Here is a 22,533-nt window from a genome sequence, read left to right as displayed (position 1 = left end):
GATGTGAAAAGGCCGGGGAACTTCCCCGGCCTTTCAGGTGTCGCAAAACTCTCGCTCAGAGCTTTTCGGTCAGCTCAGGCACGGCGTCGAACAGATCCGCCACAAGACCGAAATCGGCGACCTGGAAGATCGGTGCTTCTTCGTCCTTGTTGATCGCGACGATGACCTTGGAGTCCTTCATCCCGGCGAGGTGCTGGATCGCCCCGGAGATGCCACAAGCGATATAGAGCTCGGGCGCCACGACCTTACCGGTCTGACCGACCTGCCAATCGTTGGGCGCAAAGCCCGAGTCCACAGCCGCGCGCGAGGCGCCAACGGCGGCGCCCAGCTTGTCGGCCAGAGCCTCGATCACCTTGAAATCATCTTCGGAGCCGACGCCACGGCCACCCGACACGACGATCTTCGCCGAGGTCAGCTCGGGACGGTCGCTTTCCGCGACCTTATCCTCGACCCAGCTCGACAGACCGGCGGCCTCGGCCGCCCCCACGGTCTCGACCGAGGCCGCGCCGCCGTCGCCTGCCGCATCGAAGGTCGAGGTACGGAAGGTGATGACCTTCTTCTCGTCTTTCGACTTCACGGTCTGGATCGCGTTGCCCGCGTAGATCGGGCGCTCGAACGTGTCCGCATCGACGACGCCCGACACATCGGACAGGATCATCACGTCCAGCAGGGCTGCCACGCGGGGCATCACGTTCTTCGCATCGGTCGTCGCAGGCGCCACGATGTGGCTGTAATCGCCCGCGAGGCTCACGATCAGCGCGGCGGTGGGTTCCGCCAGACGGTGACCCAGCGAGGCATCCTCGGCGACGAGCACTTTGGCCACGCCGTCGATCTTGGACGCGGCCTCGCCTGCCGCGGCAGCCGAAGCGCCCGCGCAGAGCACCGTCACGTCGCCCAGCGATTTCGCCGCGCTCACCGCCTTCGCGGTCGCATCGAGCGACAATTCGCCATTATTCACTTCACCCAGCAGCAGAACGGCCATCACACGACCCCCTTCTCTTTGAGTTTCGCCACAAGCGTGTCCACATCGGGCACGATCTCGCCTGCCTGCCGCGTTTCGGGCTCTTTGACCGAAACCACTTCAAGGCGCGGGCTGACATCGACGCCGAAATCGTCGGCGGATTTTTCCTCAAGCGGCTTTTTCTTCGCTTTCATGATGTTGGGCAGCGATGCGTAGCGCGGCTCGTTGAGGCGCAGATCGGCGGTGACGATCGCGGGGAGCTTGACCTCGATGGTCTGCAAACCGCCATCAACCTCGCGGGTGACCTTCGCGGCCTCGCCCTCGACCACGACTTCGGAGGCAAAGGTCGCTTGCCCCCAGCCCAGCAGCGCGGCCAGCATCTGGCCCGTCGCGTTCATGTCGTTGTCGATGGCCTGCTTGCCCAGGATCACCATCTTGGGATCTTCGGCCTCGACGACCTTGGCAAGGATCTTGGCCACGGCCAGCGGCTCGATATCTTGGTGCACGTCATCGGCGGCGACGACGAGAATCGCGCGGTCCGCCCCCATGGCAAGCGCCGTGCGCAGGGTTTCCTGCGCCTGCTTCACGCCAATCGAGACGACGATGATTTCTTCGACAATGCCCTTTTCTTTCAGACGGATCGCTTCTTCGACTGCGATCTCGTCGAACGGGTTCATCGACATTTTGACATTGGCGAGATCGACACCGCTTCCGTCCGCTTTCACGCGGGCTTTCACGTTATAGTCGATCACGCGCTTAACCGGCACCAGGACCTTCATGGCGTGTCTCCCTATTCTGGCGTCCACGTTTTCGCGGTGGACAGACTTTCTCGGTAATTTTGTTACTAGAGGATAGGACCAAGGGACAGTGCTAATTCGCCTCTTTGGCCCGTGGAAACGTCACGTATTTTTGCGCCTGCTTGTGTTCTTTGCACGATGCTGCGCGGGGCAGCGACGCGTGAGCGCGATCTCGCGGTCGGCAAAGTCCCGATCGGGGCTGCGATGCGAGACGATGACGAAACCTGCCTCGGGCAGCAGGGCGCGCAGGCCTTCAAGCGTGGCGCGTGCGGTTGCGGCATCGAGCCCTTCGGTCGGCTCGTCGAGCAGCAAAATGTCGGGATTGCGCAGGGCGGCGCGCGCAAGGGCCAGCCGCTTGGATTGCCCGCCTGACAGACCCGATCCGCCCTCGTTGAGACGCGCCTCGAACCCGCCCCGCGCCGCAAGCACTCGGTCGAGCGATACTGCCCGAAGTGCTGCCTCCGCCGCCTTTTGCGACAGCAGCTCTCCCGCGGGCACCGCCAGCGCGAGGTTCTCGGCCACACTGCCGCCGATCAACTGGCTACGTTGGGGGACCATCGTGAGATGGCGGCGCAGATCCGTCTCGGGCCAATGCGCGAGCGTCTCACCCAACACCGAGCAGGTGCCTTCGCTGGTTGGCAGAAGGCCCGCCAGCACCGCCAGCGCGGTCGATTTTCCGGCCCCCGACGGTCCGGTGAGAAACAGCGTCTCGCCCCGGTGTAGCTCAAAATTCAGCTCCGCAAAGACCGGCCCGCTCGCGCCCGGGCGGGTGAAGCTGAGATCACGGACCCGCAGCAGCGGGGCGTCCGCGACAGGGTGCGCCTGTGTCGGAGCAATGGGGCGTTCCGGGGTGCGGGCCAGTTCGACCACACGCGCGCCCGCTTCTTGCATCCGGCCGATTTCGGCCATGCCCCGGCGCAGCAGCATCACCGATTCCGCCAGCGCAAGCGCCACGAAAAAGCCGATGGCGGCGCGGGCGGGAGTAATCTGGCCCGATGCGGCCATCTGCCCCGCGATGGCAAGGGCAGCCCCCGCCGCGAGGGCCGTGGTCAGCCCGATCACGGCACCGATCCGGCGGTCGAGCGCCTCAAGGGTGCGGCGTGCGCGGGCTTCGGCGGTGACCTCTTCGAGGGCGCGGTTGATCTCGCTCTGCAGTTGGCCCGAGACCGCAAGATCGGCCCGCCCGCGCAGCAGCTCCAGCGTGCGCGTCCGGATCGCCTGAAGCGCGGTTTCCGCAGCCCGCGCCTGATGGCGCGCGGCACGGGCGACCCAGATCAGCCCGCCGCCGCCGCCGATCAGGTAGATCGCAAAGACGCTCAGCCCGACCGGCAGGCTCTCAAGCCACCACAGCATCAGCAAAGCGGCCAGTTGCGCCATGCCGCCCGCAAGGAAAGGCACGATCAGGCGCAGCAACAGCCCGTCCAGCGCATCGACATCCGAGGTCATCCGGTTGAGCGCTTCGGCGCCCCGCAGCCGGGCCTGTTCCTCATGCGGGCGACGCGCCACCCCGTCCATCAACGAGAGCCGCAGATCTGCCAGCGCGCGCAGCGTGGCATCATGGGTCAACAGCCGCTCGCCATAGCGTCCAGCGGCTCGCCCCAGCGCCAGCCCTCGCACCCCCGCAGAGGGCTCGAAAATGTTCAGCGCGATCCCGGTGATTCCGGCGGCGCCTGCCGCGGTCACCAGCCAGCCCGACAGGCCCAGCAGTGCCGCCCCCATCGCCAGGACGATGAAAGACAGGATCAAGCCGCGCGAAAACGCCCATTTTTGTTGGACGATCAGACGCCATGCAAGGCCGAGTAGAACGCTCATGCAACGCCCTCCAATGCAATTGCGCGATCCATCGCGGCCACGAGGGCCGGATCGTGACTGGCGACGATCAGCGTGATGCCAGCTTCGCGCAGTGCCACCAGCCCCGCGATCACCTTGGCGGCGGTGTCCGGGTCGAGATCGGCGGTCGGCTCATCGGCGAGCAGCAGCGGGCGGCGGGCATAATGGGCGCGCGCGATCAAAAGCCGACGCGCCTCGCCGCCTGACACGCCACCGCCCATATCGCCAAGCCGGGTCTCCAGGCCGCCGGGCAGGCCCGCGATGATGTCTTGGGCGGCTGCGGCACTCAATGCGCCGTCCAGATCGCCCTCCCGGCCCAGCGTGATCAGGCCCCGCAGGCTGGTATCGGCAAAGCGCGGCACCTGCGGCAGCCAGCCCAGACCGGCGCGCCACGCATCGGCGCTTTGGGCATCGAGCACATCCGTGCCCCATTCGATGGTGCCGCTTTCGCTCTCCAGAAGTCCCGCCAGGGCCGACAGCAGTGTGGTCTTGCCCACACCGGAGGGGCCAGTGATCGCAACGGCCTCACCCGGTGCGACCGCGCCATCAGGCAGCGCAATCGGGGCCGCGTCGCGGGCCGGGCGCAATCGCAGCCCCTGCCAGCGCAGGATGCCGCCTGCGAGCGGTTGGCCCGCGCCGCCGTCCCCAAGGATCTTGCGGGCGGCCTCGATCTCGGTCTCGGCGGTGTCGAGCTCGGACCCGACGGCCAGCGCGGCCGCGCGGTCATGCCAAGCGGCGGCCAGATCGCGCAAGGGTTGGAAGAATTCCGGGGCGATCATCAGCAGAAAGATCCCGGTCGCCGGCGTCATCGGCGCGCCCCATGTTCCGAAATGCATCCAGCCGATCAGCGAGAAGCCGACATACATCGCCACCATCGCCACACCCAAGGCCGAAAACAGCTCAAGCACGGTCGAAGAGAGGAAGGCCACGCGCAACACGGCCATGGTGCGGCGGCGCAGATCCTCGGTCTTGTCTTTCAGAACCTCACGCGCGCGCCCCTCGGCGCCCAGAAGGCGCAGGTCGCTCATGGCGGCGATGCGGTCGATCAGCAGGCTGTTGAGCGCGCCGATCTCGATCATCTGCTTTTCCGACGCCTGCTGCGCGGCCATCCCGATCAGAGCCATGAAAATCGGGATCAGCGGCCCTGCGATCAGCAAGATGAGGGCGACAACCCAGCTTTGCGTGGCCGCGATCACCAGAAAGGCGAGCGGCACGATGCGGGCGCGCATGAAGCTTGGCTGATAGCGCGTGGCCCAAGGCGTCAGCGCGGCGAGTTTCTCGGCAACCAGCGCGGCGCTATGGGCAGGCGAGAGCGCGGCTGCCCCTGTCGCCTGACGGGCGGCCTGCGCGACAAGGCGGCTGCGGGCGTGAATGACGATGGCTTCGGCGGCATCCGCGCCCAGCTTTTGCGCCGCCCAATCAAGCGCGATCCGCACAAGTGCCAAAGCCACGAAGCACAGCGCGCCTGCGAGCGGCGAGAGCGCGGGGCTGACCCCGGGGGCCACGAGGTGACCCAGAACAAGCCCGACCACGGCCGCCTGTACCGGCCAGATCAGCGCCGAGAGCACGGACAGCCATCCCGAGGCGCGCAGGCGCTTGGACTGTGGGGCGGCGAGACGGTTGAGGATCTGCTTGGGGCTTTGCGGGCTGCTATCGGTCATTGGCTTTCCTGCGCTTGCAAGAGCCAGATAGCGGGCTGGGACAGTCGCGGCAATGGCGCTGCGACAATAGGCCCCTTGCCAAAGCGCTTACAAAAACCAGAACCGCCCGGACATACAGGCCCGGGCGGTCGGTTCGAGGGTTACCAGTCTCGAAAAGATGATGTCGTCACACCGCCTATCAGGCGGCGCGCGCGGTCAGCTTAGCACGGAGCGATATACTCGCGGCCATACTGGTCACGATAGCGGCACTGGCCCGGCTGGTTGGCACGGCCGATCACGGCGCCCGCAACGGTACCTGCGGCGGCACCAAGGGCTGCGCCTTCGGCACGTTTGCCGTCTTTGGACACGGCAGCGCCGAGTGCGGCGCCCGCGACACCGCCGGTCAGGGCCGACTGGTTCTCAGGCGTCATTTGGCAAGCAGCAACACCGGTGACGAGCGGCAGAACGAGAAGAAGTTTTTTCATGATTGGTCTCTCCCAGGTTTTTCATTCTGAGCGCTCAACGTGCCGTCTGGTCACGGGGTTCCAAAAGTTCTTCAGTAATGGTTCCCGTTTGCGTGAGCGCGCGGCGGAGTTTTGCTGTGCCGGGATATAAGAAACGCCCGAAGCCAGTGGCCCCGGGCGCTCTACTCTGCTCGATTAGGCCTTCCCGTTTGGGATTAGCTCTTGGTTTTCGGCGACGGACGGGTCTCGAGAGTCACCGAGAGCGTGAGCGGCTTGTTGGCGCGCAGCAGCGAGAGCTGGACCGTCGTGCCGGGGTTGTCCGAACCGATGGCGCGGGTCAGATCGCGGGGCGTTTTCATCGGCTTGCCGTCAACAGCCACGATGATATCGCCGCGTTTCAGGCCCGCTTTCTGCGCCGGGGTGTCGTCGCTGACATTGGCGACCAGCACGCCTTCGGGTTTGTCGAGGCCCAGTGCCGCTGCGATATCCGCGCTAACCGGCTGGATGCCCACGCCGAGGAAGCCGCGCTTCACGGAGCCGCCGTTTTGCAGATCCTGCACAACGGTCTTGATCGTGTCCGAGGGAACCGAGAAGCCGATGCCGACCGAGCCACCCGTGGGCGAGATGATCGCGGAGTTCATCCCGATGACCTTGCCCTCTGCGTCAAACAGCGGACCGCCCGAGTTGCCTTTGTTGATAGCCGCGTCCGTCTGGATGTAGTTGTCGAACGGACCCGAGTTCAGATCGCGCCCGAGCGCAGAGACGATGCCCGCCGAGACCGAAGTGCCCAGACCGAACGGGTTGCCGATCGCCACAACCGGCTCGCCGACCTGCACTTTGTCGGAATCGCCAAAGCCCACGGTGGTGAGATCCTTGTCGGTCTTGACCTTGATCAGCGCGATGTCGGTGGCCTTGTCCTCGCCGATCACCTTCGCATCCTCGCTGGTGCCGTCCGAGAACGTGACCTTCACGCTTTCCGCACCGTCCACGACATGCGCGTTGGTAACGATATAGCCGTCTTTCTCGATGATGAAGCCGGTGCCGAGCCCGGTGATCTCGGGGCGTTGCATCTGTTGATCCGGACCGTCCTGATCCCCGGGCATGCCGAAGCGGCGCGAGAAGAACTGGAACGGGAAATCCTGGGGCATGCCCATCTGGGCCATTTCCTGATCATCCGCCTTTTTCTTGATCTCGATCGTGACGACAGCGGGCATCACCTGTTTCACAAGATCGACCGTGTTTGTGAGAGCTTGCGCCGAGGCGATGGTGGGAGCGGCAATGATCCCCGTTGTAGCGATCGAGCCCGCGCCAAGCATTGCAGTGGCCGCGAGGGTGCGCAGCAGGTGGGGTTTGCGGATCTCTTGCATTCGTATCTCCTTGAGACTGGTGTGCGTATTAACCGATTGCATCCTATGTGAGGGCCAAGCCTGTCGGGGACTCTGCGGGAAGGTTGCAGTGATGTTATTCTTTTCACCTTAAGGGGATCAGGGCGTGACTTGCCTTGCACGTGAGGCCATCTAGGATGCGAGACAAGGAAAGAGGCCGATGAAGATTTTGCTGATCGAAGATGACGCGACCACCTCGGATTACGTGTCCAAAGGGCTGCGCGAAGAGGGGCACACGGTCGACGCGCTGACCAATGGTCGCGACGGTCTCGCGCAGGCGCTGGCGGGCGAATATGATGTGATGATCGCCGACCGCATGCTGCCCGAGCTGGACGGTCTGTCGGTCGTGCGCGCCGTACGTGCCGCCAAGATCACCACGCCGGTGATCTTTCTGACCGCGATTGGCGGGGTCGATGACCGGATTGAAGGGCTCAACGCGGGTGCCGATGACTATCTCGTCAAGCCCTTCGCCTTTGGCGAGCTGTCTGCCCGGCTGGCAGCGCTTGCCCGCCGTCCGCAGGCGCAGGCCGAGCAGGTCGTGCTGGAGGCGGGCGATTTGCGGATGGATCTGATCTCGCGCCGGGTGACCCGCGCAGGCCAAGAGATCGACCTTTTGCCGCGCGAATTTGCCCTGCTGGAGTTCCTGCTGCGTCGCAAGGGCCGGGTGCAGACCCGCACGATGCTGCTGGAAGGGGTCTGGGATCTCAATTTCGATCCGCAGACCAATGTGGTCGAGACTCATATTTCGCGGCTGCGCAACAAGGTGGATAAGCCCTTTGAGCGCGATCTGATCCACACCGTGCGCGGCGCGGGCTACCGGATCGAGGGATGAGGCGCTGGCGGTTGAACCGGGCCGCTATTCTGGCCTCGACGCCGTTGCGACAGGCGCTGGGGCTGATGGCGCTGGTTTTCGCGATCCTGCTGGTCACGCTTGGATTTGCCTATGTGGCGCTGCGCTCTTCGAGCGAGGATTCGATCCGCGCCGATCTCAAGCAACAAACGGCGGTGTTTCAGGTGGCCGCCAATCCCGAGACGCTCTCGGTGATTGTCTCGGCCGAGGCGCGTGCCGCCGATCCGGCCGAGCGCGCGATTGCCTTCGTGCTGGCGGATGGGCGGCAGGTTGGCAATGTTCATGTCGTGCGCAAATCCGGGCAATGGGTGATCGGGCGCAACCCCGATTTCCCCGCGCTCTCGCAACATGGCTATTTCACTCTGGTGATGCCGCTCGCGGGCGGATTTCTGGTGATCGGTGAGAGCCAGGCCCCGATTGCCGAGCTGACATCGACCTTCCTTGCGATCCTGATCTTTTCCTTCGTGCCTTCGGTGCTGGTCTCTGCCGCTTATGGTGCTTGGGCGGGGATGCGCACGCGCCGCCGGGTGAGCGTGATCGAGGACACGCTCGATGCGCTGACCGAGGGGCGGCTGGATGCGCGCGTGGCCCGGTCGGCGATCCGGGCGGCGCGCGGCGATGATTTGGCGCGGATCGGCGCGCGGCTCAATGTGATGGCGGCGACGCAGGAATCGACGGTCGAGGCGCTGCGGCAGGTCTCGGCCGATATCGCGCATGATCTCAAAACGCCGATGCAGCGGATCTCGGTCTTGCTGTCGCAGTTGCAAACCGAGCTGCCCGAGGGCTCGGAGGCCCGGCAGTTGGCGGCGCGGGCCAATGCAGAGGCTGAGGGGGCGGTCGCGGTGTTCCACGCGCTGCTGCAGATCGCGCAAATCGAGGGGGGGAGCCCGAAGAACCGCTTCACGCCGGTCGATCTGGGCGCATTGGCCGGCGATATCACCGAGCTTTATGCGGCCAGCGCAGAGGAGGCAGGCGGCCAGATCGCATTGGCGAAGCGTCCCAGCGGCAGCATGATGGTGCTGGGTGATCGCAGCCTGCTGGGCCAGATGCTCTCGAATCTGATCGAGAACGCGATCCGTCACGCAGGCGATGCGCCGCAGATCACGGTCGAGGTTGTCGCGCGGGACGAGCTTGTTGAGCTGCGCGTGCGCGATCGCGGGCCGGGCATTCCCGAGGCCGAGCGCGGGCAGGTGCTGCAACGGCTCTACCGGCTGGAGCACTCGCGCACGACGCCGGGCAACGGGCTCGGATTGGCGCTGGTCGACGCGGTGGCCGGGTTGCACGACGCGCAACTGACTCTTTCGGACAATGCGCCGGGCCTAGTCGTAACGCTGGGGTTTCCCCGGGTCTAAGCTGATCTTAACTGTCTTTGAGGTCGAATTCGGTGAGGAAGCGCGCCGCCAGCGGCAGGCTCGCGGCCCCAATCGCGCGGGCATCGGCCCCGGCATGGCCTTCCAGCACGCGCGGCGCAATCATCCCCGAATGGTTCATCCCGGCAAGCGCGTCGCGGGTCTGCGCGACAAGGCGCGCCCGCAGCGCATCGGGCATCCAGCCATCAATCACCACGGCTTCCAGATCGCACAGCGCCCCGGCCGAGGCCGCAATATGCGCAAGCCCTTTGGCGGCCCCCTCCATCCACGGATCGAGGATATACGGCGGCACCGACCAATTCTCGCGCGATTCCCAGAGAAACTCGGAATCCTGCCCCTGCGCGCGCAGCCGAGCCTCCAGTCCGGAGAGAGAGGCCACGTCCAGAAGCTGGACCTGACCACCTTTTCCATCGGGCACCGGCATCGAAGCCAGCGCGCCCGCATTGCCACGCGACCCGGTGACGAGCGAGGCGTTCATCACCAGCCCGCCGCCCACGAAGAAGCCAAGGAAGGCGTAGATGAAATGGCGCGGAAGCTCTTCATCGGCATGCAGAAGCTCGGCATTGCACGCAGCCGAGGCGTCATTCTCCAGCAGGACAGGCCACGGAAATTCGGCCTCCAGCTCGGCCCGGATGTCGCGTCTGCGCCAGCCGCTCATCGCTGTAGGAGGCAGCCCCAGCGCCGTCCCCCAGTCCCACATCTGGAACGGAGCGCCGATCCCCATGCCAAAGACCCGTGCGCGCCTGCGCGGCTTCATTTCGGCGAGGATCTCTTGCACCGCGCGGCGTGCGAAGGCGACGGTGTCATCGGGCGTCGGATAATCGTGACGCGCAACGCGGCTTGCGCGCGGCTGTCCCAGAAAATCGATCAGCATCAACTCGCTGCGGCGCCGCCCCACCTTGAGCCCAAGAAAATACCCGCCCTCGGGATTGAGCCGCATCGGAACGGTCGGTTGCCCCACTTTGCCGCGCACCGGATCGCATTTGAGCAAGAGGCCTTCGGTCTCAAGCGCGCGCATGATCACCGAGACGGTCTGCGCCGAAAGCCCCGTGAGCCGCGCGATTTCGGATTTGGCCAAAGCGCCTTTATGGCGAATGATCGACAGGACCAGACGCTCGTTATGGTTGCGCATGGCCGTATGGTCAGAGCCCATTTTGGGCAGCGCCATTCCGGTTGATCCGGTCTCTTGGGTCGCTCTGTTCACGGGCCTCTCCCTCCGGCGTGTTGCGCCGATCTATCTACAATGGCGCGGTCGGTCAGTTTCGTCAATTAATAAATCAGAGTGATTTATCTATTGACTGGCCGGTATGATTCGGGTCACTTTTGTTCACGAGGCCGGCGATGTCCGGCAGGAGATCTCTTGGGAGGAGACTGATTATGATGAAGAAAACGCTGATTCTCGGCGCGACCGCTCTGACGATGGCTGCCAGTGGCGCTTGGGCGGAAACCACCGCTTGCCTGATCACCAAAACCGACACAAACCCCTTCTTCGTCAAGATGAAGGAAGGCGCTCAGGCCAAGGCCAAGGAGCTGGGCATCAAGCTCAACACCTATGCCGGCAAGCTGGACGGCGATGTCGAAAGCCAGATCGCTGCGGTTGAAAGCTGCATCGCAGCCGGTGCGAAAGGGATCCTGATCACGCCCTCCGACAGCCGTGCTCTGGCACCTTCGGTCACGCAGGCCCGCAAGGCCGGGGCGCTCGTCATCGCACTCGACACCCCCTTCGAGCCCGCCGATACTGCCGATGCGACCTTCGCCACCGACAACTTCAAGGCTGGTGAGCTGATCGGCGAATGGGCCAAGGCCAAGATGGGCGACAAGGCGGCGGATGCGAAGATCGCGCTGCTCGACCTCAACCCCAGCCAGGTTTCGGTGGATTACCTGCGCGATCAGGGCTTCATGAAGGGCTTTGGCATCGACATCAAAGATCCCAAGAAAATCGGTGACGAGGACGACTCCCGCATCGTCGGTCATGATGTGACCAACGGCAACGAAGAGGGTGGCCGCACCGCGATGGAGAACCTTCTCCAGAAGGATCCGGGCGTCAACCTCGTCTACACGATCAACGAGCCCGCAGCCGCTGGTGCCTATGAGGCGCTCAAGGCCGTCGGTCTTGAGAAGCAGGCGCTGATCGTTTCGGTCGATGGCGGCTGCCCGGGCGTGGAGAACGTCAAGGAAGGCATCATCGGTGCGACCTCGATGCAATTCCCGCTGCTGATGGCCTCCAAGGGCGTCGAGGCGATTGCCGCATTCGCCAAGGATGGCACCAAGCCTACGAACTCCAAAGGCTTGGATTTCTTCAACACCGGCGTGGAGCTGGTGACCGATCAGCCGGTCGACGGCATCGAGTCGATCACCTCGGAAGAGGGCCTCAAGCGCTGCTGGGGCTAAGATCTGCATGACGACCCGAAGGGGCCGCCATGCGCGGCCCCTTCTGTTTTCGCAGCCGGCACAGGCCGGTTCCTATTGGAGATAAAGGATGTCGGACATGACCCAAACAGAACCCGGCGGACAATCCTTCGAGCGCGATCTCGACAAGAGCGACAAATCGGTCGCGGCATTCGAGGCGCGCAAGCGTGGCCCGCTCGGCACGATCCAGCACGTATTGCACGGCAACCCGACGATGGTGCCGGTGATTGTGCTGCTGATTTCTGTCGCCGTCTTCGGGCTGATCGCGGGAGGCAAGTTCTTCTCGGCCTTCAACCTCACCTTGATCATGCAGCAGGTCTCGATCATCGGGATTCTCGCCGCCGCCCAATCGCTGATCATCCTGACGGCTGGGATCGATCTGTCAGTGGCCGCGATCATGGTGCTGATGTCGGTGATCGCAGGCAATCTTGCCGTGTATCACGGCGTGCCCGCGCCGCTGGCGCTGCTGGTGGCTTTTGTTGGCGGCGCCTGCGCCGGTCTGATGAACGGGTTTCTCGTCACCAAGGTCAAGTTGCCGCCCTTCATCACGACGCTGGGCACGTGGTCGATCTTCTTCGCGCTCAACCTGTGGCTTTCGGGCGCACAGTCGATCCGCTCGCAAGATATCGACAGCAACGCGGCCTTGCTCAAGTTCTTTGGCAACACGATCACGGTTGGCAATGCGCGGCTGACCTATGGCTCGGTGCTGATGGTGCTGGTGTTTCTGGTGCTGTGGTACATGCTCAACAAGACCGCATGGGGGCGTCACGTCTACGCGGTGGGCGATGACAAAGAGGCCGCCGAACTGGCCGGGATTCGCACCGATCGCACGCTGCTGTCGATCTATGCGCTGGCAGGGCTGGTCTGTGCGATCGCCGCTTGGGCGTCGATTGGCCGGGTGGGCTCGATCTCTCCGCAGGCCTTCTACGAGGCCAACCTGCACTCGATCACCGCTGTGGTGATTGGCGGCATCTCCCTCTTCGGCGGGCGCGGCTCGATCATGGGGGCGCTGTTTGGCGCGCTGATCGTGGGCGTGTTCCAGTCGGGGCTGCGCCTCGCGGATGTCGACGTGCTCTGGCAGGTCTTCGCAATCGGCTGGCTTATCATCATCGCGGTCGCAATCGACCAATGGATCAGAAAGGTGTCGGCATGAAACGCGAACCCATTCTTACCGCACGCGGTCTGGTCAAACGCTATGGCCGCGTCACGGCGCTCGATCACTGCGACTTCGACCTTTATCCCGGCGAGATCCTTGCGGTGATCGGCGATAACGGGGCGGGGAAATCCTCACTGATCAAGGCGCTCTCGGGCGCTGTCCAGATCGACGAGGGCGAGATCCGGCTCAATGACAAGCCGGTCCATTTCAAAAGCCCGCTTGAGGCGCAGGATGCGGGCATCGCTACCGTTTACCAGACGCTCGCTTTGTCTCCGGCGCTCTCGATTGTCGACAACATGTTCGTGGGGCGCGAACTGCGCAAACCGGGCGTGGCGGGCAAATGGCTGCGCATGCTCGACAAACCGGCGATGCGGAGCTTTGCGCGCGAAAAGCTCAACGATCTGGGGCTGATGACGATCCAGAATATCGATCAGCCGGTCGAGACACTCTCGGGCGGTCAGCGTCAGGGTGTGGCCGTGGCCCGTGCGGCGGCGTTCGGCTCCAAGGTGATCATCATGGACGAGCCGACGGCGGCGCTGGGCGTGAAGGAAAGCCGTCAGGTGCTCAAGCTGATCCAAGAGCTGAAATCGAACGGTGTTCCGATCATCCTGATCTCGCATAACATGCCGCATGTGTTCGAGGTGGCCGACCGTATTCACGTCCATCGCCTCGGTAAACGGCTTTGCGTGATCGACCCGAAGAAGCATTCGATGTCGGATGCGGTGGCCTATATGACCGGCGCGAAACTTCCCGACGATCTGGGCGAGGCGGCTTAACTCCACGCCCGCATTCCACAGAGAAACGCCCGGCTTTGAAGCCGGGCGTTTTGTCTTTCAGCAGTGCCAATCCCGATGCGTCAGCCGCGGGGACCGGCCTCCAGCGTATCCTCGAAGGTGCGCAGACCGGCGCGGGGCGCCTGCACCAGCACCGCCATATTGCCCGGCTTATGGGCATTGCGCAGCATCATCGTATGGGCCTGCGGGATCTCTGCCCAGGGAAACACCTCGGACATGCAGGGATCGAGGCGCCGCTCCACCATCAGCCGGTTGGCCGAAGACGCCTGTTTGAGATTGGCGAAATGCGAGCCCTGAAGGCGCTTTTGATGCATCCACATGTAGCGCACATCGAAAGTGCAGTTGAACCCGGAGGTGCCCGCGCAGATCACCACGATCCCACCCTTCTTGACCACCAAGGTCGAGACCGGGAAGGTCGCCTCGCCGGGATGTTCGAAGACCATGTCAACGCTCACGCCCTTGCCGGTGATCTCCCAGATCGCCTTGCCGAACTTGCGCGCCTCTTTGAGCCACTCGTTATATTCCGGCGTGTTGACCGTGGGCAGCTGCCCCCAACAATTGAAGTCCTTGCGGTTGATCACGCCCTTTGCGCCCTGATCCATCACGAACTGGCGCTTGCTTTCGTCCGAGATCACGCCGATTGCATTCGCGCCTGCCGTGTTGGCCAGCTGGATCGCATAGGAGCCAAGCCCCCCCGAGGCGCCCCAGACCAGCACGTTCTGCCCCGGTTTCAGCTCATGCGGGTGATGGCCGAAGAGCATCCGATAGGCGGTGGCGAGCGTCAGCGTGTAGCAGGCGGATTCCTCCCAGGTCAGGTGCTTGGGACGCGGCATGAGCTGCTGGGCCTGCACGCGGGTGAACTGCGCAAACGAGCCGTCGGGCGTCTCATAGCCCCAGATCCGCTGGCTGGGCGAGAACATCGGGTCGCCGCCATTGCACTCCTCATCGTCGCCATCATCCTGATTGCAATGGATCACGACCTCGTCGCCGACTTTCCAGCGGGTGACCTTGTCGCCCACTTTCCACACGATGCCTGACGCATCCGAACCCGCGATGTGATAGGGCTGCTTATGCCCGTCGAAGGGAGAGATCGGCACGCCGAGCCCCGCCCAGACGCCGTTATAATTGACGCCTGCCGCCATCACGAGCACCAGCACTTCTTGGCTGTCGATCTCCCAAGTGTCGACAACTTCGACCTCGAAGCTCTGTTCGGGCTCGCCATGACGCTCGCGCCGGATCGCCCATGCATACATCTTGGGCGGGACATAGCCGAGCGGCGGCATTTCACCGATCTCATACAGCTCTTTCTCGGGGGCGTCGTAGGGCGCGATCCCAGTGTTGTGGTCAAGGGCCATGGCTCTCTCCTGTCTTTATGCCGCGTCGCAGAATCGGGCGGTGATTGTCTGAGGGATACGTATCAAAGAGTAATTTTACAATAGTTTTTGGTGACTACTTTGTAATTTTATGTCCCTCTGGTTTTGTGATGCCACGTCGTATGCCTGATTTTACTACAGATCTCTGTCGCGCGATCAAAAAGCCGCCCCCGCCGCAGTGCGGCGAATTGACAGAGACACAAAGCTCAATATATGACGGTTGTTGCGCAATTTTATTGCGCTGTCAGTTTTCGTCGTCGGAGGACGCCATGACCCAAGATGCAACTCCCGCCAAGGACCGCCCCTGGCTGTTTCGCACCTATGCCGGCCATTCCACGGCAAAGGCCTCCAATGCGCTCTACCGCGCCAACCTCGCCCGCGGGCAGACTGGCCTCTCGGTGGCCTTCGATCTGCCCACCCAGACCGGCTATGACAGCGATCACATCCTGTCACGCGGGGAGGTCGGCAAGGTCGGCGTGCCGGTCTGCCATCTGGGCGATATGCGCGCGCTGTTCGACGAGATCCCTCTGGATCAGATGAACACATCGATGACGATCAATGCCACCGCACCTTGGCTGCTGTCGCTCTATATCGCCGTGGCCGAAGAGCAAGGCGCGGATGTGCGCGCGCTGCAGGGCACGGTGCAAAATGATCTGGTGAAGGAATATCTCTCGCGCGGCACCTATATCTGCCCGCCCAAGCCAAGCCTCGCGATGATCACCGATGTCGCGGCCTATACGCGCGAGCATCTGCCGAAATGGAACCCGATGAACGTGTGTTCCTACCACCTGCAAGAGGCCGGAGCGACGCCCGAGCAGGAGCTCTCCTTCGCCTTGGCGACGGCGATTGCGGTGCTCGACGATCTCAAGGGCAAGGTCCCGCCCGAGGCCTTCCCGGCCATGGTGGGCCGGATTTCCTTCTTCGTGAATGCAGGCATCCGATTCGTCACCGAGCTCTGCAAGATGCGCGCCTTCACCGAGCTGTGGGACGAGATCACCGCCGAGCGCTACGGGATCGAAGATGCGAAATACCGCCGCTTCCGCTACGGGGTGCAGGTCAACTCGCTGGGCCTGACCGAGCAACAGCCCGAAAACAACGTCTACCGCATCCTGATCGAGATGTTGGCCGTGACGCTGAGCAAGAACGCCCGCGCCCGCGCCGTGCAACTGCCCGCTTGGAACGAGGCGCTTGGCCTGCCGCGCCCATGGGATCAGCAGTGGTCGCTTCGGATGCAGCAGATCATGGCCTATGAGACCGATCTGCTGGAATTTGACGATCTGTTCGAGGGCAACCCGGCCGTGACTGCGAAGGTCGAGGCGCTCAAAGCCGGTGCGCGCGCCGAGCTGGACGCGCTGGACGGGATGGGCGGCGCGATTGCCGCGATCGATTACATGAAGGCCCGTCTGGTCGACAGCAACGCCGCGCGGCTGGGGCGGATCGAGGCGGAGCAAACCATCGTCGTGGGCGTCAATCGCTGGCAGGAGGGCGAGCCCTCGCCGCTCACAGCAGGCGATGGCGGGATCATGGTGGTCGATCCGGCGGTGGAGGCCGAGCAGATTGGCAGGCTGGCGGTTTGGCGCGCCAGCCGCGACACGCAAGAGGTCAATGCCGCGCTTGAGACGCTCCGCGCCGATGCCCGCGCGGGCCGCAACATCATGCCCGCCTCAATCGCTGCGGCACGCGCCGGGGTCACCACCGGCGAATGGGCCGACATCATGCGCGCGGTCCATGGCGAATATCGCGGCCCGACCGGTGTGTCGCGCAATCCCTCGAACCAGACCGAGGGGCTCGATACGATCCGCGAGGCGGTCGATGCGGTCTCCACCCGGTTGGGCCGCCGACTGAAATTCCTCGTCGGCAAACCCGGCCTCGACGGACATTCCAACGGCGCCGAGCAGATCGCGGTGCGCGCGCGCGATTGCGGCATGGACATCACCTATGACGGCATTCGCCTCACGCCCGAGCAGATCGTGGCAAAGGCCATCGAAGATCAGGCCCATGTCGTCGGGCTCTCGATCCTCTCAGGCAGCCACCTGCCGCTGATCGAAGACCTGATGGCACGGATGAAACAGGCGGGGCTTGCGGATATCCCGGTCGTGGTGGGCGGCATCATTCCCGAAGAGGATGCGACCCGGCTGCGCGCGCTTGGCGTGGCCCGCGTCTATACGCCCAAGGATTTCGAGTTGAACCGGATCATGATGGATATCGTGGCGCTGGCCACGCCCGAAGAGGCCGCCGCCTGATCCGCGCGCCGTCCGGCAAGCCCTGTCGGACGGCGCGCCCGCTCGTCCTGCCGTCTTCCTCTTGATGAAAATATCCCCGCCGGAGGCTCCGCCGCGTCGGATCTCTTCGCGGCATGGGCTTTGGCACTTCCGCCCGCCAAGGGGCACCGTTATGGTCGCGCCATGACACATTCAGCGATCCAGTTTTCCGACGATCAGGCCGAAGCCTGGGATGCCGTAGCCGCAGCGCTTGAAGAGGCCGGCGTCGACATTCTCGAGGGCCATTTGCAGCCCGAAGGCGGTGGCAGCCGGGTGCTGTCGGTGATCGGCAAGGCGGGGTCGGGCAAGACCTTGCTGCTGGCCGAGCTTTACAAGGCGCTCGAGGCGGCGGGGCTCGATCTGGTGTCCGGCGATTTCGAAGGCAAGCGCAAGCGCGAGCGGCGCACTCTGGCGATCCTCGCGCCGACCAACAAAGCGGCCTCGGTGCTGCGCAATCGCGGCGTGCCTGCGACCACGATCCACCGCATCCTCTACACTCCGGTCTATGACCCGGAATATGAGCAGATCGCGGAATGGCTGACGGGGCAGGGCAGCCGCCCCGATATCACGCAATTGCAGATCACGGGGCTCACCGAAGAGGCGCTCGACCGGGCCAAGGCGTTCTACGATCTTCAAAAGTCGATCCCCGGGGCGCTGGCCTCGGCGGGGCTGCGCGGCTCGGATTTCATTCGGGGCTGGAAACGGCGCGAAGATCCGCTCGATATCGGGTTCGTCGATGAGGCCTCGATGCTCGACGAGCGGCAATTCGATGACCTCAAGGAAATCTTCCCGACGCTGGTGTTGTTTGGCGATCCCGCGCAGCTCGCTCCGGTGAACCAATCGGGCGAGATGGTGTTCGAGCGCCTGCCCGACAAAAGCAAGCATGTGTTGCACCGCATTCACCGTCAGGCCGAGGACAACCCGATCCTCGATCTCGCGCATATGCTGGGCGATGAGAGCGTGGGCTTCGAGGCTTTCGAGCGCGCCGTGCAAGAGGCCGCAGCCCGCGATGACCGCGTGGTTTGGGCCGAGCGGGTGGAATGCGACCTGATGGCCCGCTCGCCGGTTCTGGTCTGGCGCAATGCGACGCGGATCCGGCTGATCCATGCGTTTCGCACCGCCCATAGCGCGCCGTCCGATATGATGCTGCCGGGCGAGCCGCTGATTTGCGACGGGATCGAGCTGCCCGCCAAACATCGCAAGAAGCGGATCGATCTGGAGGCGCGGGGCCTGATCAAGGGCGCGCAGGTGGTCTATCTGGGGCCGGGCAAAAAACCGGGCTTCTCGCGGCTTCACGTGATGGGGGCCGAGGATCCGCGGCTTTCGGCGGCCTCCATCGTCAAGATCGAGATGCCCGAACTGGAAGAACCTTTCATCCCCTTCGCCGCCCGGATGGGGGCCACCTTCCTGCATGGCGCGGCGGTCACGATCCACAAGGCGCAGGGCAGCCAATGGCCCGATGTGCAGGTCTTTGCACCCGACATCTACGCCGCCTACCGCGCGGGGCGGACGGAGGCGGGCATCCCGCTCTGGAAACGTCTGGCCTATGTCGCGATCACCCGTGCGCAGCACAGGCTGCATTGGGTGATCCGGGCGCGCTTGGGCAAACCCGCAGCACCGCTCTCGATCGACGATCTGCCCAAAGGCGGTGGCGCGCTCAAGCTCGAAGCAGAGGTTCGCGAAGGCTGAAGCCCGCGCTAGCGGATAAAGCGGAAGATGGCCGCCGCCGCCCAGCCCGCGATCACGGCCACCGCAAGCGACAGCAGCCCGTAAAGCGCCGCGTGTTGATGCGAGAGCATATAGAGCCAGCGCTCCAGCCCGACCTTGTTCACGCTGATCGCGGATTGATACTGATCGACCAGCTTGCCGTCGCGCAAAAGGAAGATTCGGGTCTTGTATTCGCCCTCGGTCAGGTTGGCGGGCAACGAAAAATCGGCGCGAAACAGTGTGTTTTCCACGAGCCGCACACCGCCCGTTTCAAGCTGATAAAGCCCCTGACGTTCGCGGATACGGATCATGGCTTGCGTGAACGGTTGGGTGTTTTGCACCAGAAGCGGGCCCGAGAAGGCCCGCATCGCCATCGGGACCGAAATCCGCTGCTGCACATCGACTCGGCGGTCGAGGATCTGGTCGAGCGGCCCAGAGGTCGCCACGGCGTAATAGCTCGGCGCCGAGGCCACGCCCACCGAAGCGGTGTTGACCCAGATCCCGAACTCACGCGATTTGCGCCGGATCAGGACCGGGCCGAGCGGGCCTTCGAGCGTCACAATCACCGCGAGTTTCTGATCTTCGGGTTCGGGCGCTTGCCGCTTGATCGCGCCGTAGATCAGGATCTGCGACCCGTCAAACGAGGTGGTGATCCCGATATTGTCCCGGCTCAGCCCCGCCACGATCTGCTCGGGCGGTTTGGCCGGGGCCGTCTCGGTCCCGGCCGCGACCTGCGCGCAAAGCGGCATGGCCGTCAGCAGCACGGCGCTTAGGGCGATCAGGGCGCGGATCATGCGTGCCCCCCGCTTGCGATGGAGTAAATATCATGCGGCGTGATCACCAGATCCGCCCCAAGTTTCAGCGCGACGACGATCACCAGCAGCGCCAGCAGGATGCGGAGCTGCTCGGCCTTCAGCTTGGCCCCCATGCGCGAGCCGATCTGCGCGCCCACGACCCCGCCTGCGATCAGCAGCAGCGCCAGCATCACGTCGACGGTCTGGTTGGTGATGGCATGCATCAGCGTCGTGAAGGCCGACACGAACAGGATCTGAAACAGCGAGGTGCCGATCACGACCTTGGTGGGCATGTGCAGCAGGTAGATCATCGCAGGCACCATGATGAAGCCGCCGCCCACCCCCATGATCGCCGCGAGCACGCCTACCAGAACCCCGACCAGAAGCGGCGGGATCACCGAGATATAGAGGCCCGAGGCACGAAACTTGAACTTGAAGGGCAGTTTATGCGCCCAGCTATGCGGATTGCGCTTTTTGCGCACGCCGCCCGTGCGTTGCCGCCGCATCGTGCGCAGGGATTCGAGAAACATCAGCACGCCGATGCCGCCCAGAAACACGACATAGCAAAGCTGGACCGCAAGATCGATCTGGCCCAGCCGGGTGAGCAGGTTGAACACATAGATCCCGCTGGCCGATCCCAGCAAGCCGCCCACCAGCAGCACCAGACCCATCGGGATGTCCACCGCCTTGCGCTTGAGCTGTGCGAGCACGCCCGACACGGACGAGGCCACGACCTGATTGGCACCGGTGGCCACGGCCACCGCAGGTGGGATGCCGATGAAAAACAAAAGCGGGGTGATCAGAAAGCCGCCGCCCACCCCGAACAGACCCGAGAGCAGGCCGACAATGCCGCCGAGGCCCAGCAGGGTGAACATATTGACCGAGACTTCGGCGATGGGCAGGTAGATCTGCATGCGGCACACCTGCTAGAGCGGGTCTTTCCTGTTTGCCCTTGCTCGGTCGGTCTGTCAAACCCCGGCGTCGGACGCGATCACAACTGTTGCAGATATCGTCGCAAAACCCGTTCGAGCTTGGCCGCGCCCATGGGGGCGATCGCCTTGGTCTGCTCGTGGCTGATCTGCTCGTCCGCCATGCCCGCGCCCATATTGGTGATCACCGACACCGCCGCGACCCGCAGCCCGAGGAACCGTGCGAGGATCACTTCGGGAACGGTGGACATACCGAGCGCATCCGCCCCGAAGATCCGCGCCGCACGGATCTCGGCGGGGGTCTCAAAACAGGGGCCGGAGAACCAGCAATAGACGCCTTCGGGCAGGTCGATCCCCTCCGCCTTGGCGGCTGCGGCAAGACCTGCGCGGATCTGCGGATCATGCGCCTCGGTCAGCGGCACGAACCGCGCATCCGAGGGTTCGCCGATCAGGGGATTGTTGCCCGAGAAGTTGATGTGATCGCTCAGCATCATCAGCCCGCCCGGCGCGATATCCTCGCGCAGGCTTCCGGCGGCATTGGTCAGCAAAAGCTGCTCGCAGCCCAGCTCGCGCAGGATCTCGAGCGGCAGCCGCATCTCGGCAGGATTGCCATGCTCGTAGTAATGCACCCGCCCGCCGAACACTGCGACCCGGACCCCTTCCAGCGTGCCGATCACCAGCTTGGGGTTGTGTCCCGAGACGCCCGCATGCGGAAAGCCCGGCAGATCCGAGTAGGGGACTGCCACGCCCTCGACCTCTTCGGCCAGATGGCCAAGGCCCGACCCGAGGATCAGCCCGAGCGCGGGCGGCTCCACGCCTGCCTTCGCGCGGATCAGATCGGCAAGCTCAGCGCTCTTTGACATAAGGTTGTCCTCCGGCACGCGGCGGGATCGCCTTGCCGATGAATCCGGCAAGAATGATCACGGTCAGGATATAGGGCACGGCCTGCATGAACTGGATCGGCAGGTTCACAACGCCAAGGTCGATATTGGGATAGCGGTTCGAGATCGCCTCCAGCAGGCCAAAGAGCATCGTGGCCCCCAACGCGGGAACGGGGCGCCACTTGGCAAAGATCAGCGCGGCAAGAGCGATATAGCCGCGCCCGGCGGTCATCTCTTTCACAAAGCCCGCCGCAAGCCCGGTCGCCAGATAGGTGCCTGCCAGCCCCGAGAGAACGCCGGTGATCGCAACCGCCGTGTAGCGCAGCCGGACCACTGAGATACCGGCGGTGTCCACCGATTCCGGGTTTTCGCCCACCGCGCGCAGCCGCAGCCCGAAGCGGGTGCGAAACAGCACCCACCATGTCAGCGGCACCATCGCGAAGGCGACATAGACAAGGATCGAATGGCCTGAGAGCAGGTTGTCATAGAGCTGCCCGATCACCGGCACGTCCTTGACGGCCTCGGCCCCCGGAAGGGTGATCGGCTCGAACCGGCCCGAGCCAGAGAGCTGCGGCGTGCGCCCGCCTTGATGGAACCAGCTCTGCGCGATCAGCACCGTGAAGCCCGAGGCGAGGAAATTCACCGCAACCCCGGAGATCAACTGATTGCCCCGGAAGGTGATCGAGGCCATCCCGTGGACGAGTGAGAGGCTCAGCGCCCCGCCGACGCCCGCCATCAGCCCGAGCCAAGCTGAGCCGGTGACCGCGGCCACGGCGCCCGAGAAAAAGGCCGCCATCAGCATCTTGCCTTCAAGCCCGATGTCGAAAATGCCAGCGCGTTCGGAAAACAGACCCGCAAGGCAGGCCAGAAGTAGCGGCGTGCCAAGGCGCACCGCGCTATCGAGAAGCTCGACTATGGTTGCGAAATCCATG

Annotated in this window: 19 protein-coding genes; 7 read left to right on the top strand and 12 right to left on the bottom strand. The window is 64.1% G+C overall.

What is annotated here, in order from left to right; translation table 11 throughout:
* Window positions 1-55 precede the first annotated feature (55 nt).
* The 6 genes from DL1_RS13395 to DL1_RS13370 form a co-directional block, all read right to left on the bottom strand.
* Entirely contained in the window at window positions 56-982 is a 927-nt protein-coding gene (locus DL1_RS13395) for an electron transfer flavoprotein subunit alpha/FixB family protein (protein WP_038067173.1), read from the bottom strand.
* Window positions 982-1,740 (bottom strand): electron transfer flavoprotein subunit beta/FixA family protein, encoded by a 759-nt coding sequence (locus DL1_RS13390; RefSeq protein WP_038067170.1) that lies wholly within the window; start codon window positions 1,738-1,740, stop codon window positions 982-984. The genes DL1_RS13395 and DL1_RS13390 overlap by 1 nt, the downstream gene beginning before the upstream one ends.
* A 120-nt stretch (window positions 1,741-1,860) precedes the next feature.
* Window positions 1,861-3,570 carry an amino acid ABC transporter ATP-binding/permease protein gene (locus tag DL1_RS13385; RefSeq protein WP_051693551.1) on the bottom strand — a complete coding sequence of 570 codons (1,710 nt, stop codon included), beginning with the start codon at window positions 3,568-3,570 and terminating at the stop codon, window positions 1,861-1,863.
* Window positions 3,567-5,249 carry an ABC transporter ATP-binding protein/permease gene (locus tag DL1_RS13380; protein WP_038067168.1) on the bottom strand — a complete coding sequence of 561 codons (1,683 nt, stop codon included), beginning with the start codon at window positions 5,247-5,249 and terminating at the stop codon, window positions 3,567-3,569. The genes DL1_RS13385 and DL1_RS13380 overlap by 4 nt, the downstream gene beginning before the upstream one ends.
* Window positions 5,250-5,449: 200 nt before the next feature.
* A complete protein-coding gene (locus DL1_RS13375; RefSeq protein WP_038067166.1) occupies window positions 5,450-5,713 on the bottom strand; it encodes a glycine zipper domain-containing protein in 264 nt (87 codons plus the stop codon).
* A 194-nt stretch (window positions 5,714-5,907) separates the two neighbouring features.
* Window positions 5,908-7,059 (bottom strand): Do family serine endopeptidase, encoded by a 1,152-nt coding sequence (locus DL1_RS13370; protein WP_038067164.1) that lies wholly within the window; start codon window positions 7,057-7,059, stop codon window positions 5,908-5,910.
* 178 nt (window positions 7,060-7,237) lie between these two features.
* Here DL1_RS13370 and DL1_RS13365 point away from each other — a divergent pair, with 178 nt between their 5' ends.
* Both DL1_RS13365 and DL1_RS13360 read left to right on the top strand, forming a co-directional pair.
* Window positions 7,238-7,909, top strand: a complete 672-nt coding sequence (locus DL1_RS13365) for a winged helix-turn-helix domain-containing protein (RefSeq protein ID WP_038067160.1) — start codon at window positions 7,238-7,240, stop codon at window positions 7,907-7,909.
* Complete coding sequence (locus DL1_RS13360; protein ID WP_038067157.1) at window positions 7,906-9,279, top strand: sensor histidine kinase; 1,374 nt, start codon at window positions 7,906-7,908, stop codon at window positions 9,277-9,279. Before DL1_RS13365 ends, DL1_RS13360 begins: the two co-directional genes overlap by 4 nt.
* 7 nt (window positions 9,280-9,286) lie before the next feature.
* Here DL1_RS13360 and DL1_RS13355 read toward each other — a convergent pair whose 3' ends face one another.
* A complete protein-coding gene (locus DL1_RS13355; RefSeq protein ID WP_342726154.1) occupies window positions 9,287-10,501 on the bottom strand; it encodes an ROK family transcriptional regulator in 1,215 nt (404 codons plus the stop codon).
* Window positions 10,502-10,677: 176 nt separating this feature from the next.
* Between DL1_RS13355 and DL1_RS13350 the strand changes: the two genes are divergently transcribed.
* From DL1_RS13350 to DL1_RS13340, 3 genes are all read left to right on the top strand, one after another.
* Window positions 10,678-11,688 (top strand): sugar ABC transporter substrate-binding protein, encoded by a 1,011-nt coding sequence (locus tag DL1_RS13350; protein ID WP_038067268.1) that lies wholly within the window; start codon window positions 10,678-10,680, stop codon window positions 11,686-11,688.
* 97 nt (window positions 11,689-11,785) lie between these two features.
* Window positions 11,786-12,859: an ABC transporter permease gene (locus tag DL1_RS13345; protein WP_425441839.1), complete on the top strand. Its 1,074-nt coding sequence runs from the start codon at window positions 11,786-11,788 to the stop codon at window positions 12,857-12,859.
* The gene (locus tag DL1_RS13340) at window positions 12,856-13,638 is read left to right on the top strand and encodes an ATP-binding cassette domain-containing protein (RefSeq protein WP_038067149.1); all 783 of its coding nucleotides are present in this window, start codon (window positions 12,856-12,858) and stop codon (window positions 13,636-13,638) included. The genes DL1_RS13345 and DL1_RS13340 overlap by 4 nt, the downstream gene beginning before the upstream one ends.
* 80 nt (window positions 13,639-13,718) lie before the next feature.
* On the opposite strand, the gene ccrA is transcribed toward DL1_RS13340, so the two are convergent.
* Window positions 13,719-15,011, bottom strand: coding sequence for a crotonyl-CoA carboxylase/reductase (ccrA, locus tag DL1_RS13335; protein ID WP_038067147.1), 1,293 nt, complete (start codon window positions 15,009-15,011; stop codon window positions 13,719-13,721).
* Between the two features lie 287 nt (window positions 15,012-15,298).
* Between ccrA and DL1_RS13330 the strand changes: the two genes are divergently transcribed.
* Window positions 15,299-17,272, top strand: a complete 1,974-nt coding sequence (locus tag DL1_RS13330) for a protein meaA (protein WP_038067144.1) — start codon at window positions 15,299-15,301, stop codon at window positions 17,270-17,272.
* A 162-nt stretch (window positions 17,273-17,434) separates the two neighbouring features.
* A complete protein-coding gene (locus DL1_RS13325) occupies window positions 17,435-18,979 on the top strand; it encodes an ATP-dependent DNA helicase (protein WP_038067265.1) in 1,545 nt (514 codons plus the stop codon).
* Between the two features lie 8 nt (window positions 18,980-18,987).
* Here the strand turns inward: DL1_RS13325 and DL1_RS13320 are convergent, their stop codons facing one another.
* The 4 genes from DL1_RS13320 to DL1_RS13305 all read right to left on the bottom strand — a co-directional run bounded on the left by DL1_RS13320 (window position 18,988) and on the right by DL1_RS13305 (window position 22,532).
* Window positions 18,988-19,791 carry a TIGR02186 family protein gene (locus DL1_RS13320; protein ID WP_051693550.1) on the bottom strand — a complete coding sequence of 268 codons (804 nt, stop codon included), beginning with the start codon at window positions 19,789-19,791 and terminating at the stop codon, window positions 18,988-18,990.
* Window positions 19,788-20,705, bottom strand: a complete 918-nt coding sequence (locus DL1_RS13315; RefSeq protein ID WP_038067142.1) for a sulfite exporter TauE/SafE family protein — start codon at window positions 20,703-20,705, stop codon at window positions 19,788-19,790. Before DL1_RS13315 ends, DL1_RS13320 begins: the two co-directional genes overlap by 4 nt.
* Window positions 20,706-20,782: 77 nt before the next feature.
* The gene (locus DL1_RS13310) at window positions 20,783-21,583 is read right to left on the bottom strand and encodes a purine-nucleoside phosphorylase (protein WP_038067140.1); all 801 of its coding nucleotides are present in this window, start codon (window positions 21,581-21,583) and stop codon (window positions 20,783-20,785) included.
* Complete coding sequence (locus tag DL1_RS13305) at window positions 21,567-22,532, bottom strand: ABC transporter permease (protein WP_038067138.1); 966 nt, start codon at window positions 22,530-22,532, stop codon at window positions 21,567-21,569. Before DL1_RS13305 ends, DL1_RS13310 begins: the two co-directional genes overlap by 17 nt.
* Window position 22,533: the final 1 nt, after the last annotated feature.

Origin of the sequence: Thioclava dalianensis, assembly GCF_000715505.1 — a bacterium.
GTDB lineage: Bacteria > Pseudomonadota > Alphaproteobacteria > Rhodobacterales > Rhodobacteraceae > Thioclava > Thioclava dalianensis.
The sequence above is the reverse complement of the archived record's forward strand: the minus strand, read 5'-3'. Positions and strand labels throughout refer to the sequence as shown.

Coding starts and splice junctions, on each gene's coding strand:
- DL1_RS13395 (WP_038067173.1), bottom strand. CDS start 982: ATGGCCGTTCTGCTGCTGGGTGAAGTGAATAATGGCGAATTGTCGCTC.
- DL1_RS13390 (WP_038067170.1), bottom strand. CDS start 1,740: ATGAAGGTCCTGGTGCCGGTTAAGCGCGTGATCGACTATAACGTGAAA.
- DL1_RS13385 (WP_051693551.1), bottom strand. CDS start 3,570: ATGAGCGTTCTACTCGGCCTTGCATGGCGTCTGATCGTCCAACAAAAA.
- DL1_RS13380 (WP_038067168.1), bottom strand. CDS start 5,249: ATGACCGATAGCAGCCCGCAAAGCCCCAAGCAGATCCTCAACCGTCTC.
- DL1_RS13375 (WP_038067166.1), bottom strand. CDS start 5,713: ATGAAAAAACTTCTTCTCGTTCTGCCGCTCGTCACCGGTGTTGCTGCT.
- DL1_RS13370 (WP_038067164.1), bottom strand. CDS start 7,059: ATGCAAGAGATCCGCAAACCCCACCTGCTGCGCACCCTCGCGGCCACT.
- DL1_RS13365 (WP_038067160.1), top strand. CDS start 7,238: ATGAAGATTTTGCTGATCGAAGATGACGCGACCACCTCGGATTACGTG.
- DL1_RS13360 (WP_038067157.1), top strand. CDS start 7,906: ATGAGGCGCTGGCGGTTGAACCGGGCCGCTATTCTGGCCTCGACGCCG.
- DL1_RS13350 (WP_038067268.1), top strand. CDS start 10,678: ATGAAGAAAACGCTGATTCTCGGCGCGACCGCTCTGACGATGGCTGCC.
- DL1_RS13345 (WP_425441839.1), top strand. CDS start 11,786: ATGACCCAAACAGAACCCGGCGGACAATCCTTCGAGCGCGATCTCGAC.
- DL1_RS13340 (WP_038067149.1), top strand. CDS start 12,856: ATGAAACGCGAACCCATTCTTACCGCACGCGGTCTGGTCAAACGCTAT.
- ccrA (WP_038067147.1), bottom strand. CDS start 15,011: ATGGCCCTTGACCACAACACTGGGATCGCGCCCTACGACGCCCCCGAG.
- DL1_RS13330 (WP_038067144.1), top strand. CDS start 15,299: ATGACCCAAGATGCAACTCCCGCCAAGGACCGCCCCTGGCTGTTTCGC.
- DL1_RS13325 (WP_038067265.1), top strand. CDS start 17,435: ATGACACATTCAGCGATCCAGTTTTCCGACGATCAGGCCGAAGCCTGG.
- DL1_RS13320 (WP_051693550.1), bottom strand. CDS start 19,791: ATGATCCGCGCCCTGATCGCCCTAAGCGCCGTGCTGCTGACGGCCATG.
- DL1_RS13315 (WP_038067142.1), bottom strand. CDS start 20,705: ATGCAGATCTACCTGCCCATCGCCGAAGTCTCGGTCAATATGTTCACC.
- DL1_RS13310 (WP_038067140.1), bottom strand. CDS start 21,583: ATGTCAAAGAGCGCTGAGCTTGCCGATCTGATCCGCGCGAAGGCAGGC.
- DL1_RS13305 (WP_038067138.1), bottom strand. CDS start 22,532: ATGGATTTCGCAACCATAGTCGAGCTTCTCGATAGCGCGGTGCGCCTT.